The sequence below is a fragment of the Pseudomonas sp. 65/3-MNA-CIBAN-0223 genome, assembly GCF_040310425.1.
In the GTDB taxonomy this organism is placed as follows: Bacteria; Pseudomonadota; Gammaproteobacteria; order Pseudomonadales; family Pseudomonadaceae; genus Aquipseudomonas; species Aquipseudomonas gregormendelii.
This window is the reverse complement of sequence record NZ_JBEOPV010000019.1, coordinates 70,414-85,593: the sequence shown is the minus strand read 5'-3', so window position 1 is coordinate 85,593 and position 15,180 is coordinate 70,414. Positions and strand designations below refer to the sequence as shown.

Genomic DNA, 15,180 nt, shown 5'->3' with positions numbered 1-15,180 from the left:
TTCCAGTGAAAAAGGCAGCCATGCCAAAACTTGAAGCATCTGATAGCACGAAGCCTGGAAGACCCAGGCTTGTGCTGATAAGGCATCAGATTAGTGGCAAATCCATCGCCGTTGCGATTTTTTCACCACAATCCGCTGACTTTACATCAGTAGATGATCAACCGCGGAATTCGCTGCGACCGTTGTACTTGGCCTTGCCGTTCAACTGCTCTTCGATACGCAGCAGTTGGTTGTACTTGGATACCCGATCCGAACGGCACAGGGAGCCGGTCTTGATCTGGCCCGCTGCAGTGCCCACGGCCAGGTCGGCAATGGTCGAATCTTCGGTTTCGCCGGAGCGGTGCGAGATCACGGCAGTGTAACCAGCGGCCTTGGCCATCTGGATGGCTTCCAGGGTTTCGGTCAGGGTGCCGATCTGGTTGAACTTGATCAGGATAGAGTTGGCAATCTTCTTATCGATGCCTTCTTTCAGGATCTTGGTGTTGGTCACGAACAGGTCGTCACCTACCAGCTGGGTCTTCTCGCCGATTTTGTCGGTGAGGATTTTCCAGCCAGCCCAGTCGGACTCGTCCAGGCCGTCTTCGATCGAGATGATCGGGTAACGCTCGGTCAGGCCCTTGAGGTAGTCGGCAAAACCTTCGGCGGTGAACACCTGGCCTTCGCCGGACAGGTTGTACTTGCCATCTTCGTAGAACTCGCTGGCGGCGCAGTCCAGAGCCAGGGTCACGTCGGTGCCCAACGTGTAACCGGCGTTGGCCACGGCCTCGGAGATCACTTTCAAAGCGTCTTCGTTGGAAGCCAGGTTCGGTGCGAAACCACCTTCGTCACCCACTGCAGTGCTCAGGCCACGGGCCTTCAGGACAGCTTTGAGGTGATGGAAGATCTCGGTGCCCATGCGCAGGCCTTCCGAGAAAGACTTGGCGCCGACCGGCTGAACCATGAATTCCTGGATGTCGACGTTGTTATCCGCGTGCTCGCCGCCGTTGATGATGTTCATCATCGGAACCGGCATGGAGTAAACACCCGGGGTACCGTTCAGGTTGGCGATGTGAGCGTACAGCGGCAGGTCCTGGTCCTGTGCGGCGGCCTTGGCGGCTGCCAGGGAAACAGCGAGGATCGCGTTGGCGCCCAGGGAGCCTTTGTTTTCAGTGCCATCAAGCTTGATCATCGCGTGATCCAGCGCTTTCTGGTCGCTTGGGTCTGTACCTTTCAACAGGTCGCGGATCGGACCGTTGATGTTGGCGACGGCTTTCAGAACGCCTTTGCCCAGGTAACGGCTTTTGTCGCCATCACGCAGCTCGAGCGCTTCGCGCGAGCCAGTGGAAGCACCGGACGGCGCGCACGCGCTACCGATGATGCCGTTATCGAGAAGCACATCCGCTTCCACGGTGGGATTGCCACGGGAGTCGAGAACTTCACGACCTTTGATGTCGACGATTTTTGCCATTGTTGTAAACACTCCAAAGTTGACGAAAACGACGCAGCTAGAGGAAATCTTTTACCGTCGGCAAGTGGTGTACAGCGGGCAGACTTGCGGACGATAAGGCTCAGGCCCGAGGGCCTGAGCAACAAATCGTGCGGTACTTTACCGGAGAAATGAGGATTACGCGGTTTCTACCGTCGGAAAACTCTTCACCAGTTCGTCCAAAGCTTTGAGCTGGGCCAGGAATGGCTCCAGTTTGTCCAGGCGCAAGGCGCAAGGGCCGTCGCACTTGGCGTTGTCCGGGTCCGGGTGAGCTTCGAGGAACAGACCCGCCAGCGACTGGCTCATGCCCGCCTTGGCCAAATCCAGAACCTGTGCACGGCGGCCGCCGGCGGAATCGGCACGACCACCGGGCATTTGCAACGCGTGGGTCACGTCGAAAAATACCGGGTATTCGAACTGCTTCATGATGCCGAAGCCGAGCATGTCGACCACGAGGTTGTTGTAGCCGAAGCTCGAACCACGCTCGCAGAGGATCAGTTGATCGTTACCTGCTTCCACGCACTTGTTCAGGATATGCTTCATTTCCTGAGGCGCGAGAAACTGGGCTTTCTTGATGTTGATCACTGCATTGGTCTTGGCCATCGCGACGACCAGATCGGTCTGGCGCGACAGGAAGGCCGGCAGCTGAATGATGTCGCAGACTTCAGCGACGACCGCAGCCTGATCAGGCTCATGGACGTCGGTGATGATCGGCACGCCAAAGGCTTGCTTGATGTCCTGGAAGATGCGCATGCCCTCTTCCAGGCCCGGACCACGGTAAGAGGTCACAGAAGACCGGTTGGCCTTGTCGAAGCTGGCCTTGAACACGTAAGGGATACCGAGTTTCTCGGTGACCTTTACGTATTCTTCGCAGACCTGCATCGCCATGTCGCGGCTTTCCAGCACGTTCATGCCACCGAACAGCACCATTGGCTTGTCGTTGGCAATCTCGATATCGCCTACGCGGATGATCTTCTGCGCCATCAGGTTTACGCCTTCTTCTGGTGTTGAGCCAAAGCAGCTTTGACAAAACCGCTGAACAACGGGTGACCGTCGCGCGGCGTCGAGGTGAACTCAGGGTGGAACTGGCAGGCGACGAACCATGGATGATCCGGAGCTTCGACCACTTCGACCAACGCGCCATCACCGGAGCGACCGGAGATTTTCAGACCGGCTTCCATGATTTGCGGCAGCAGGTTGTTGTTCACTTCGTAGCGATGACGGTGACGCTCTACGATCACGTCCTTGGCATAGCAATCATGCACCAGGGAACCCGGCTCAAGCAGGCAATCCTGCGCACCAAGACGCATGGTGCCGCCCAGGTCGGAGGTTTCGGTACGGGTTTCGACGGCGCCGGTGGCATCTTCCCACTCGGTGATCAGACCCACGACCGGGTGGCCGCTGGCACGATCGAACTCGGTGGAGTTGGCATCTTTCCAGCCCAGCACGTTACGAGCGAACTCGATCACGGCCACTTGCATGCCCAGGCAGATACCCAGGTACGGAACCTTGTTTTCGCGAGCGAATTGAACGGCAGTAATCTTGCCTTCCACGCCCCGCAGGCCGAAGCCGCCAGGTACGAGGATCGCATCGACGCCTTCCAGCAGCGCAGTCCCCTGGTTCTCGATGTCTTCGGAATCGATGTAGCGCAGGTTGACCTTGGTGCGGTTGCTGATGCCGGCGTGACTCATCGCTTCGATCAGCGACTTGTAGGCGTCCAGCAGTTCCATGTACTTGCCGACCATGGCGATGGTGACTTCATGCTCAGGGTTGAGCTTGGCGTCGACCACGGCTTCCCACTCGGACAGGTCGGCACCGCCACATTGCAGGCCGAAACGCTCGACGACAAAATCATCCAGGCCTTGCGAATGCAGGATGCCCGGAATCTTGTAGATGGTGTCGGCGTCTTCCAGCGCGATCACCGCACGTTCTTCAACGTTGGTGAACTGGGCGATCTTGCGACGCGACGAGATGTCGATCGGGTGATCGGAGCGGCATACCAGCACGTCTGGCTGCAGGCCGATGGAGCGCAGCTCCTTGACCGAATGCTGGGTTGGCTTGGTCTTGGTCTCGCCAGCAGTGGCGATGTACGGCACCAGCGTCAGGTGCATCAGCATCGCGCGCTTGGCGCCGACTTCGAAACGCAATTGACGGATGGCTTCGAGGAACGGTTGCGACTCGATGTCACCCACGGTGCCACCGATCTCGACCATGGCCACGTCGGCATCGCCGGCGCCCTTGATGATGCGGCGCTTGATTTCGTCGGTGATGTGCGGGATCACCTGGATGGTTGCACCCAGGTAGTCACCACGACGCTCTTTGCGCAGCACGTGCTCGTAGACACGGCCGGTGGTGAAGTTGTTGTTCTGGGTCATGGTCGTGCGGATGAACCGCTCGTAGTGGCCCAGGTCCAGGTCGGTCTCGGCGCCGTCGTGGGTGACGAACACTTCACCGTGCTGGAACGGGCTCATGGTGCCCGGGTCGACGTTGATGTACGGGTCCAGCTTCAGCATGGTGACCTTAAGTCCCCGCGCCTCCAGGATCGCCGCCAATGAAGCCGATGCAATGCCTTTCCCCAATGAAGAAACAACACCGCCCGTGACGAATATGTAGCGCGTCATGAAAAACCCTAGAAGTCTGCGTTAAAGCGGTCCGAGCCGCCGGGGAAAGCGAAGGAAGGCCGAAGCCCCCGATCACCTGCATTAATCACAGTGCACCTTTCAAAAAAACCGCCGCGTTGGGACAGACCGGTAGATGAAACACCGGTAGGTTGCTCGCTACACATTTTTTGGAATCGCCCAGCAAAGACTGCTTGGTAATCGGCAACTCCTGCGATTCAGGCGAATCCACAGAAGTTGTATCAAGAAGGGAGCGTAGTCTACCGGAAAGCCCCTTTCAGCTCAAACCTTGATCTTCGCTTAGTGGAGCCCAATGCAAATGCCAGCCGTCCCGCGCGCAGCCACTCAAGTCCCGCAAGTTGGCCACCCCAAGCAATTGCTCGCCTCGGTAGAGCAGCGGCAATCTGCCACGCACAAACCCCGGGACATGCCTTTCGTTGAGCAGGCGCTTGAGATCGCGATGACCTCGGTCGGCCACAGCCATGACCTCACCCCCCTGACGATAGCGGATTTGCAACGGACCATCGGGAATCCGACCGTTGAAATTAAGCACGCCGTTATCCGGCAGCACCAGTGGCTGGGAGGGATCATTCCAGGCCACGGCGTCGGTTGCCGGACGTAGCCAGCTGCCGGCCAACCACCAGATCCGCCCGCCCGTGCGATGTAATTCGCCCTGGGCCAGGCGCCAGATCGGCCGGGCATCGGGGGCGGCATCGCGCAGGTTCTCCCAACCCGACCAATGGTCGCTGTCGGGCAGCTGGGTGAGTGCCGCAAGCCAGCCACTCAGCGCATTGCGCTGGCGCGCGGCGGAAAGTCCCGCAAGCGCTGCCAACTCCAGCGAGGGCACGCCCAACCAGTCGAAATCACTGACCGTGCGGGCGCTGGCCAGATCCATGTGCGCCAGCTCATCAAGCAAGTCCTGCGCTTCCCGCAGGTGTGCCGCGCTGCGGGCCATGGTGGTCACTGCTTGCGGCCAGCGCTCGATCATGACCGGCAAAACCTGATGACGCAGGTAGTTGCGCGAGAACTGCCGGTCCTGGTTCGAAGGGTCATCGATCCAGCGCAACTGATGCTCCGCCGCGTAGAACTCAAGCTCGCTGCGAGTGACATCGAGCAACGGACGCAACAGATGGCCGCGCCCCAGGGTTCGCTGTGAAGGCATTCCCGCCAGGCCGCGCACCCCGGCCCCGCGGATCAACCGAAACAACAGGGTTTCGGCCTGATCGTCGCGGTGCTGGGCAGTCAGCAGTAACTCGTCGGCCCCAGTCGCCACCACGAACGCCCCATAGCGAGCTTCCCGGGCGGCGCGCTCAAGGCTGGCGCCGGGTTCCACCTGCACCCGAACGACCTGTAGGGGCACACCCAGCTCGTTGCAGACTGACCGGCAATGCTGCGGCCACGCGTCAGCCGCAGCCTGGAGGCCGTGATGGACATGGATGGCGCTCAGCGCCGGCAGGGAGTGATTTTTTGCAAGATGGGCGAGCAGGTGCAGCAGGACGGTGGAGTCGAGGCCGCCGGAGAAGGCGATGTGCCAACGAGCGGCATTGCGCCAGGGCGTAAGGTGCAGGAGCAACCTTGCAGGCAGATCAGTCATGGGCTGACTCATATCGTTCAAATCCTGTAGGAGCTGCCGAAGGCTGCGATCTTTTGATGTTGCTTTCAAAAGATCGCAGCCTTCGGCAGCTCCTACAGGGGTATTGCGTGATTTAGAGACCGTAGCTCATCAGACGCTCGTAACGACGAGCCAGCAGCGCTTCGCTATCGAACTTCTTCAGCATCGCCAGTTGCGAGCTCAGCTCTGCACGGATGGACGCGGCCGCTGTGGCCGGGTCGCGGTGAGCGCCGCCCAGAGGCTCGCCGATTACCTTGTCGACGATACCCAAGCCTTTGAGGCGCTCGGCGGTGATGCCCATGGCTTCAGCAGCATCCGGTGCCTTTTCGGCAGTTTTCCACAGGATCGACGCGCAGCCTTCCGGCGAAATCACTGCATAAGTCGAGTACTGCAGCATGTTCAACTGATCGCAAACACCGATCGCCAGTGCACCACCGGAACCACCTTCACCGATCACGGTGGCGATGATTGGGGTTTTCAGGCGTGCCATGACTCGCAGGTTCCAGGCAATCGCTTCGCTCTGGTTGCGCTCTTCAGCATCGATGCCCGGGTAAGCGCCCGGCGTATCGATGAACGTCAGGATTGGCATCTTGAAGCGTTCAGCCATTTCCATCAGGCGGCACGCCTTGCGGTAGCCCTCAGGGCGCGGCATGCCGAAGTTGCGGCGAACCTTCTCGCGCACTTCACGGCCTTTCTGGTGACCGATGATCATCACCGGCTGGTCGTCCAGACGGGCAATGCCGCCCACGATGGCCGCGTCGTCGGAAAAGTGACGGTCGCCGTGCAGTTCATCGAACTCGGTGAAGATGTGCTCGATGTAATCGAGGGTGTATGGACGTTTCGGATGACGCGCCAGACGTGCAATCTGCCAGCTGGTCAGCTTGCCGAAGATGTCCTCGGTCAAGGTGCTGCTCTTGTCCTGAAGGCGGGAGATCTCATCGCCGATATTCAGCGAATTGTCATTACCGACCAAGCGCAACTCTTCGATCTTGGCTTGAAGGTCGGCGATCGGCTGTTCGAAATCTAGAAAATTCGGGTTCATAGGCGTCCGTCTTGGGTCGACGTCCAAGTGAGCTTGGGCCGGCCGGTTGTCTATTCGCGCCCTACCATAAGGGACAGGCGCGTTCAGGTCGAGATTAAAAATTGGGTCGAGATCAGGGCTGCTCTCTTCTGCAAGAGCGGCACCTGGCCGTCAACGGTATTGGAGGAAGACGTTGTCTCGCCCGAACTGGTCACGCAAGGCTTGAATCAACGCATCCGCCGGGTCGATTCGCCAGGTCTCGCCAAACTGCAGCAAGGCCTTGGCATCGGGGCTCGTGTATTCCATGGTAATAGGACACGCGCCGCGATGGCGCTTGAACAATTCACCCAGCCAGCGTAGCTGATCGCCCTTCAAGTCCTTGGTCTGCAACTTCAGGCGCAGGCTTTCGGCCAGGTTGGTGCGCGCATCTTCCATGCTCATCACCCGCTTGACCCGCAGGCGCAGGCCGCCGGAAAAATCATCGTTGCTGACCTCGCCTTCGACAACCACCATCGCGTCGGTCTGCAACAACGATTGCGCGGAATGGAACGCCTCGGCAAACAATGAGGCTTCAATGCGGCCGGAGCGGTCGTCCAGGGTAATGAACCCCATCTTGTCGCCCTTTTTGTTCTTCATCACCCGCAGCGCGATGATCATGCCGGCCACGGTCTGGGTATCGCGTGCCGGCTTCAGGTCAATGATGCGCTGGCGGGCAAAACGGCGGATCTCGCCTTCGTATTCGTCGATCGGGTGGCCGGTGAGGTACAGGCCCAAGGTATCTTTCTCGCCCTTGAGGCGTTCCTTGAGGGTCAGTTCCTTGGCCTTGCGATGGTTGGCGTAAACATCCGCATCCTCTTCGACGAACAGGCCACCAAACAGGTCGGCGTGGCCACTGTCGTGGGTGCGCGCGGTCTGTTCCGCCGCCTTGATAGCCCCTTCCATCGCATTGAGCAACACGGCACGATTCTGGTCGATGCTCGCTTGATAGGCTTTGGGCTCGTCGTGGAAATACGGCCCTAGGCGATCCAGCGCACCGCTGCGGATCAAACCGTCCAGGGTACGTTTGTTGATGCGTTTGAGATCGACCCGGGCGCAGAAATCGAACAGGTCCTTGAACGGCCCATCCTGGCGTGCCTCGGTGATGGCTTCCACCGGCCCCTCACCCACGCCCTTGATCGCACCAAGGCCGTAAATAATCCGGCCTTCTTCGTTCACCGTGAACTTGAACTCCGAAGTATTCACATCCGGCGCGTCGAGACGCAGCTTCATGGTGCGAATTTCTTCGATCAAGGTCACGACCTTGTCGGTGTTGTGCATGTCCGCCGACAGTACCGCAGCCATGAACGGCGCCGGGTAATGTGTCTTCAGCCATGCGGTCTGGTATGACACCAGGCCATAGGCTGCGGAGTGAGACTTGTTGAAGCCGTAACCGGCGAACTTCTCCACCAGGTCGAAGATGTTACCCGCCAGGTCGGCATCGATATTGTTGGTCGCGCAACCTTCGATGAAACCGCCGCGCTGCTTGGCCATTTCCTCGGGTTTTTTCTTGCCCATGGCGCGCCGGAGCATGTCCGCCCCGCCCAAAGTGTAACCAGCCATGACCTGGGCAATCTGCATCACCTGTTCCTGATACAGGATGATGCCGTAAGTCGGTGCCAGTACCGGCTTGAGGCCCTCGTACTGGTAGTCCGAGTGCGGGTACGCCAGTTCCGCGCGACCGTGCTTGCGGTTGATAAAGTCGTCAACCATGCCTGACTGCAACGGCCCCGGACGGAACAGGGCCACCAGTGCGATCAAGTCTTCGAGGCAGTCGGGCTTGAGCTTCTTGATCAGCTCCTTCATGCCGCGCGACTCAAGCTGGAACACCGCTGTGGTTTCGGCTTTTTGCAGCAACTGGTAGGTCGGTTTGTCATCCAGCGGAATGAAGGCGATGTCCAGGGGCGCTTCATCGACCTTGGCACGGTCGCGGTTGATGGTTTTCAGCGCCCAGTCGATGACCGTCAGGGTCCGTAGCCCCAGGAAGTCGAACTTCACCAGGCCAGCGGCCTCGACGTCGTCCTTGTCGAACTGGGTTACCAGGCCATCGCCGGCTTCGTCGCAATAAATGGGCGAGAAGTCAGTGAGCTTGGTCGGGGCGATAACCACACCACCGGCGTGCTTGCCGACGTTACGCACCACGCCTTCAAGCTTGCGCGCCATCTCCCAGATTTCTGCGGCTTCTTCATCGACCTTGATGAAGTCGCGCAGGATTTCTTCCTGTTCGTAGGCTTTTTCCAGGGTCATGCCGACTTCGAACGGGATCATCTTCGACAGACGATCCGCCAGGCCGTAGGACTTGCCCTGCACCCGCGCCACGTCACGGACCACAGCCTTGGCGGCCATGGAACCGAAGGTGATGATCTGGCTTACCGCGTTACGTCCGTACTTCTCAGCCACGTACTCGATGACCCGGTCACGACCGTCCATGCAGAAGTCGACGTCGAAGTCGGGCATGGATACCCGTTCCGGGTTGAGGAAACGTTCGAACAGCAGGTCGTATTCCAGAGGATCAAGGTCGGTGATCTTCTGCACATAGGCCACCAGCGAGCCGGCACCCGAGCCCCGGCCGGGGCCTACCGGCACACCGTTGCTCTTGGCCCACTGGATGAAGTCCATCACGATCAGGAAGTAACCGGGGAAACCCATCTGGATGATGATATCCAGTTCGAAATTCAACCGGTCGACATACACCTGGCGCTTGGCTTCGTAGTCCTCGGTGGTATCCCTGGGCAGCAGGACGGTGAGGCGGTCTTCCAGGCCGTCAAAGGACACCTTGCGGAAATATTCGTCGATGGTCATGCCATCGGGAATCGGGAAGTTGGGCAGGAAGTGCTTGCCCAGCTTCACTTCGATGTTGCAACGCCGGGCGATCTCGACGGTGTTTTCCAGCGCTTCGGGGATGTCGCTGAACAGCTCGGCCATTTCCTCGGCACTTTTGAGGTACTGCTGGTCGCTGTAGTTTTTCGAGCGCCGGGGATCGTCGAGGGCCCGGCCCTCACCGATACAGACCCGGGTTTCGTGGGCGGCAAAATCTTCCTGCTTGATGAACCGCACATCGTTGGTCGCCACCAGCGGTGCACCGATTTTCTCGGCCAGGGCGACGGCGCCGTGCAGTTGCTCTTCGTCGTTGGGACGGTTGGTGCGCTGGATTTCCAGATAGAAGCGGTCCGGGAACACCGCCATCCATTCCCGTGCCAGGGTTTCCGCTTCCGCCGGATTGCCACTGAGCATGGCCAGGCCGATTTCGCCTTCCTTGGCCGCCGACAACATGATCAGGCCTTCGCTGGCCTCGGCCACCCACTCGCGCTCGATGATGATCGAACCATTGCGCTGGCCGTCGATGAAGCCCCGGGAGATCAGTTCAGTCAGGTTGCGATAACCCACGGCGTTCATCGCCAGCAGGCTGATCCTGCTCAAGGCATTGTCCGGGTCCTTGTTGGACAGCCACAGGTCGGCGCCGCAGATCGGCTTGATGCCTGCGCCCATGGCTGCTTTATAGAATTTGACCAGAGAGCACATGTTGTTCTGGTCGGTGACCGCCACGGCAGGCATGTTCATGCCGACCAGGGTCTTGACCAGCGGTTTGATCCGCACCAGACCGTCGACCAGGGAGTATTCAGTGTGCAGGCGTAGATGAACGAATGAAGCCGGCATAGTGATCCTGTCTGTGAGCTCGAAAACAACAAGGCCCGGATTGTACCGGGCCTTGGCGAAAACATCAGCCTTGCGACTAACTCTCGATCAGGCTCTCCCGAGCCTCATACGCCAAGCGTACCGGGGCAAACGAGCGCCGGTGAATCGGCGTCGGTCCCAGGCGGGCCAGGGCTTCCAGATGAACGGGAGTCGGGTAGCCTTTGTGGCCGCCGATGCCGTAGCCCGGGTAGATCAATTCGAAAGCAGCCATTTCACGGTCACGGCTGACCTTGGCCAGAATCGAGGCAGCCGCAATGGCCGGCACCTTGCCGTCGCCCTGCACCACGGCTTCGGCGCGCATGGACAATTTCGGGCAGCGATTGCCATCGATCATCGCCAGCTTGGGCTGGATGTGCAGGCCCTCGATGGCGCGCTGCATTGCCAGCATGGTGGCGTGAAGAATGTTCAGCTCGTCGATTTCCTCGACTTCGGCCCGGGCGATGCACCAGCTCAGAGCCTTTTCGCAGATTTCATCGTAGAGTTTTTCGCGACGGGCCTCGGTGAGCTTCTTCGAGTCGTTAAGGCCGAGGATCGGACGGTTCGGATCGAGGATTACCGCAGCCGTCACCACGGCCCCGCAGAGCGGACCGCGACCGACTTCATCGACGCCGGCAACCAGTTCTTCGACTTCTGCGACCAAGGTGAAATCCAGTCCCATCTGCATGCTTGTCTTGCTCATTGTACTTGGCCAATCAGTTTCAGCACGGCATCTGCCGCCTGGTTGGAGGCGTCCAGACGCAAGGTCCGGTGAATTTCGTCGAAGCCGCGGGTTTGTTCTTCCCCGCCTTCGATCAGGGGGGACAAGGTCTGGGCCAGGGCTTCGACCGTCGCATCATCCTGAAGCAATTCCGGCACCAGCAGGCGCTGGGCCAGCAGGTTAGGCAAAGACACATAGGGGCTTTTGACCATGCGCTTGAGAATCCAGAACGTCAGCGGTGCCAGGCGATAGGCCACCACCATGGGCCGTTTGTACAACAACGCTTCAAGCGTAGCCGTTCCGGACGCGATCAACACCGCGTTGCAGGCGGCAAGTGCAAGATGGGATTGACCATCGAGCAGCGTCAGGGGCAGATCCCGCCCGGCCAGCATCGCTTCCAGCTGGGCCCGACGCTGCGGGCTGGCGCACGGCATGACAAATCGCACACCCGGACGCATGGCGCGCAGGCGCTGGGCAGTATCGAGGAACAGCTCGCCAAGACGCCCGACTTCACCGCCACGACTGCCCGGCATCAGCGCAACCAGAGGGCCGTCCGGCAGGCCGAGCTCGGCCCGCGCGGCGGGGCGATCGGCCTCAAGCGGAATCGCGTCGGCCAGGGAGTGCCCGACAAAACGCACCGGCACGCCCTTCTCTTCATAGAATTTGGCTTCGAACGGGAACAGCGTGAGCATCAGGTCACAGCCTTCGCGAATCTTTAGCACGCGCTTCTGGCGCCAGGCCCAGACCGAAGGGCTGACGTAGTGCACGGTCTTGATCCCGGCCTGACGCAGCTTGAGTTCGATATTGAGGTTGAAATCCGGGGCATCGATGCCGATGAACACATCCGGTTTTTCGGCGATGAGATCGCCGACCAGCTTCTTGCGCCGGGCCAGCAGCTCACGCAGACGGCCCAGCACTTCCACCAGGCCCATGACCGACAGGCGTTCCATGGGGAAGTAGGAAACGAGACCCTCGGCCTCCATCAACGGCCCGCCGACGCCAATGAACTCTACCGCCGGGTGCTGAACCTTGAGCGCGCGCATGAGACCCGCGCCCAGAATGTCACCGGAAGCCTCACCCGCTACCAGCGCGATACGCAAGTTAGCCATGATTAACGGGTTATGCCGCGGGTCGAAGACTGGATCGAGTCACGGAACACTGCGACTTCCGGGAACTGCGCCGAGGCCTCGCCCAGTTCGGTCAGTGCCTGCTCGACCGTCAGGCCCTGGCGGTACACGACCTTGTAGGCGCGACGCAGGGCATGAATGGCTTCTTCACTGAAACCGCGGCGGCGCATGCCTTCGAAGTTCATGCTGCGGGCTTCGGCCGGGTTGCCGAACACCGTGACGTACGCCGGGACGTCCTTGCCAATGGCGGTGCCCATGCCGGAAAAGCTGTGGGCGCCGATATGGCAATACTGATGCACCAGGGTGAAGCCGGACAGGATCGCCCAGTCCTCCACATGCACATGCCCCGCCAGCGCGGTGTTGTTGACCAGGATGCAGTGGTTGCCGATGACACTGTCGTGGCCGATATGGGCATAGGCCATGATCAGGTTGTGATCACCCAGGGTCGTTTCCGAACGGTCCTGAACAGTCCCACGGTGAATCGTCACGCCTTCGCGAATGACGTTGTGGTCGCCGATCACCAGGCGAGTTTCTTCGCCCTTGTATTTCAGGTCCGGCGTGTCTTCGCCTACTGAGGAAAACTGGTAGATGCGATTGTGTTTACCAATGCGGGTCGGGCCCTTGAGAATCACATGCGGCCCGATCACTGTCCCCTCGCCGATTTCCACACCAGCGCCGACGATCGACCAAGGGCCGACCTCGACGTCGTCGGCCAGTACGGCCGTCGGATCGATGATTGCGCGAGGGTCAATCAAACTCATAGTTTGCGTTCCGCGCAGATGATTTCAGCGGAGCACACTGGCTTGCCGTCCACCGAAGCCTGGCACTCGAACTTCCAGATCTGACGCTTGCAGCTCAGGAACTTGGCTTCAAGGATCAACTGATCGCCCGGCAGCACTGGCTGGCGGAAGCGCAGTTTGTCCGAACCGACGAAGTAGTAGAGGGTGCCGTCGGCTGGTTTCACGTCGAGCATTTTGAAACCAAGGATCCCGGCAGCCTGAGCCATTGCTTCAATGATCAGTACGCCCGGCATGATTGGGTGCGCCGGGAAGTGACCGTTGAAGAACGGTTCGTTGATGCTGACATTCTTGTAGGCGCGAATGCGCTTGCCTTCCACATCCAGATCCACGACCCGGTCCACCAGCAGGAACGGGTAACGGTGAGGCAGGTATTCGCGAATCTCGTTGATGTCCATCATTTCGGGGGGAAGCCTATGTAAAGATTGGGAGCGCGCGACTAAAAGCGCACCCCTCTAGCAAATCAAGGAGGCAGTCTAGCGGCTGTGCACACTTGATATGGAAATGGTATCAGCCATCTGATGAAGCATTACCGTCAGGGGTCACTTCCCCTGCACGCTTTTCCAGCTGACGCAAACGCCGCGCGATGTCATCGAGCTGACGGATGCGTGCCGCGCTTTTGCGCCACTCGGCTGCCGGCTGCATCGCCGTACCGGAAGAATAGGCACCCTTTTCGGTAATCGAATGGGTCACCATGGTCATCCCGGTGATGAAAACGTTGTCGCAAATTTCGATATGCCCCACCAGCCCCACGCCACCGGCGAGCATGCAATGCTTGCCGATCTTGGTGCTGCCGGAGATCCCCACGCACGCCGCCATGGCGGTGTGATCGCCAATCTGGACGTTGTGGGCGATCTGAATCTGGTTGTCGAGCTTCACGCCATTGCCAAGTACGGTATCGGCGAGCGCACCACGGTCGATCGCGGTATTGACGCCGATCTCGACGTCATCACCGACCAGCACACCGCCGATCTGGGCGATCTTCTGCCAAACGCCTTTCTCGTTGGCGAAACCAAAACCTTCGCCGCCCAGCACTGCGCCCGACTGAATCACGACCCGTTTGCCAATGCGAACGTCGTGGTACAGCGTCACTCGCGGTGCCAACCAGCCACCTTCGCCGATTTCGCTGCGCGCCCCGATGAAGCAATGTGCGCCAACTGTCACGCCGGCGGCAATACGCGCCGCACTTTCGATCACCGCGAATGCACCGATGCTCGCTGCCGGGTCAACCACAGCATCGGCAGCGATGACGGCGGTCGGATGAATGCCGGCAGGCGCCTTCGGCTTGGGATCGAACAGATGGGAAATCCGCGCGTAGGCCAGGTACGGATCCGGCACCACCAGTACGTTACCGGCAAACCCGTCCGCGTCTGCGGCTTTGAGCAACAACGCTGCAGCCCGGCAATCAGCCAGGTACTTGCGATACTGAGGGTTTGCCAGAAAGCTCAACTGAGCTGGGCCAGCCTCTTGCAAAGTGGCTAGCCCAGTAATTTCTTTCTCCGGGTCGCCACGCAGGGTGGCGCCGAGGAACTCGGCCAATTGGCCGAGCTTCATAGTCGCTGTCATGGATTACTTCAGCTGATTCATGCGCTCGATAACCTGGCGAGTGATGTCGTACTGAGGTTTGACATCGATCACTGCGCCACGCTCGAAGACCAGGTCAAAAGCACCTTTCTTGATGACTTCTTCCACAGCGCTGTCCAGTTTTGGCTTGAGCTGCTTCAGCATTTCACGGTCAGCAACGGCTTTGGCTTCGTTCAGCTCCTTGGACTGGAACTGGAAATCACGGGCCTTTTGCTTGAACTCAAGCTCCAGGCGCTCACGCTCGCCCTGCTGCATCTTGTCACCACCGGCCATCAGGCGGTCCTGAATGCCCTTGGCACTGCTTTCCAGGGTCTTGAGCTTGGACAGCTGAGGACCGAACTTCTTCTCGGCATCCACGGCGTACTTCTTGGCCGCGTCGGATTCGAGCAAGGCCATCTGATAGTTCAAGACCGCGATTTTCATGTCGGCAAAAGCCGGACCTGCGACCAGTACGGTTGCCAGGAGAACCAATTGAGTCAACTTACGCACGATGCACTCCTACAAAATCCATTGTCGTTATCTTGGGT

At 59.6% G+C, this 15,180-nt stretch carries 12 protein-coding genes; all 12 read right to left on the bottom strand.

The genetic code is table 11. The features are described from left to right. Positions 1-157: 157 nt before the first annotated feature. The gene (gene eno / locus AAEZ09_RS21475) at positions 158-1,447 is read right to left on the bottom strand and encodes a phosphopyruvate hydratase (protein WP_045060142.1); all 1,290 of its coding nucleotides are present in this window, start codon (positions 1,445-1,447) and stop codon (positions 158-160) included. 156 nt (positions 1,448-1,603) lie between these two features. Then, a complete protein-coding gene (gene kdsA, locus AAEZ09_RS21470) occupies positions 1,604-2,449 on the bottom strand; it encodes a 3-deoxy-8-phosphooctulonate synthase (protein ID WP_016985082.1) in 846 nt (281 codons plus the stop codon). A gap of 5 nt (positions 2,450-2,454) precedes the next feature. Beyond that, positions 2,455-4,086 (bottom strand): CTP synthase, encoded by a 1,632-nt coding sequence (gene pyrG / locus AAEZ09_RS21465; RefSeq protein WP_028622541.1) that lies wholly within the window; start codon positions 4,084-4,086, stop codon positions 2,455-2,457. Between the two features lie 274 nt (positions 4,087-4,360). Continuing rightward, positions 4,361-5,689 carry a tRNA lysidine(34) synthetase TilS gene (tilS, locus tag AAEZ09_RS21460; protein ID WP_350600697.1) on the bottom strand — a complete coding sequence of 443 codons (1,329 nt, stop codon included), beginning with the start codon at positions 5,687-5,689 and terminating at the stop codon, positions 4,361-4,363. A 100-nt stretch (positions 5,690-5,789) separates the two neighbouring features. Continuing rightward, positions 5,790-6,737 carry an acetyl-CoA carboxylase carboxyltransferase subunit alpha gene (locus tag AAEZ09_RS21455; protein WP_045060140.1) on the bottom strand — a complete coding sequence of 316 codons (948 nt, stop codon included), beginning with the start codon at positions 6,735-6,737 and terminating at the stop codon, positions 5,790-5,792. Between the two features lie 150 nt (positions 6,738-6,887). Beyond that, a complete protein-coding gene (gene dnaE, locus AAEZ09_RS21450) occupies positions 6,888-10,409 on the bottom strand; it encodes a DNA polymerase III subunit alpha (protein ID WP_045060139.1) in 3,522 nt (1,173 codons plus the stop codon). A 76-nt stretch (positions 10,410-10,485) separates the two neighbouring features. Then, entirely contained in the window at positions 10,486-11,112 is a 627-nt protein-coding gene (rnhB, locus tag AAEZ09_RS21445) for a ribonuclease HII (RefSeq protein WP_045060138.1), read from the bottom strand. A gap of 11 nt (positions 11,113-11,123) precedes the next feature. Then, a complete protein-coding gene (lpxB, locus tag AAEZ09_RS21440) occupies positions 11,124-12,254 on the bottom strand; it encodes a lipid-A-disaccharide synthase (RefSeq protein ID WP_350600696.1) in 1,131 nt (376 codons plus the stop codon). A gap of 2 nt (positions 12,255-12,256) precedes the next feature. Next, positions 12,257-13,033, bottom strand: coding sequence for an acyl-ACP--UDP-N-acetylglucosamine O-acyltransferase (lpxA, locus tag AAEZ09_RS21435; protein WP_045060136.1), 777 nt, complete (start codon positions 13,031-13,033; stop codon positions 12,257-12,259). Beyond that, a complete protein-coding gene (fabZ, locus tag AAEZ09_RS21430) occupies positions 13,030-13,470 on the bottom strand; it encodes a 3-hydroxyacyl-ACP dehydratase FabZ (protein ID WP_007907157.1) in 441 nt (146 codons plus the stop codon). The genes lpxA and fabZ overlap by 4 nt, the downstream gene beginning before the upstream one ends. 109 nt (positions 13,471-13,579) lie before the next feature. Continuing rightward, positions 13,580-14,635 (bottom strand): UDP-3-O-(3-hydroxymyristoyl)glucosamine N-acyltransferase, encoded by a 1,056-nt coding sequence (lpxD, locus tag AAEZ09_RS21425; RefSeq protein WP_122837696.1) that lies wholly within the window; start codon positions 14,633-14,635, stop codon positions 13,580-13,582. Positions 14,636-14,638: 3 nt separating this feature from the next. Further along, entirely contained in the window at positions 14,639-15,142 is a 504-nt protein-coding gene (locus AAEZ09_RS21420; protein WP_010462812.1) for an OmpH/Skp family outer membrane protein, read from the bottom strand. Positions 15,143-15,180: the final 38 nt, after the last annotated feature.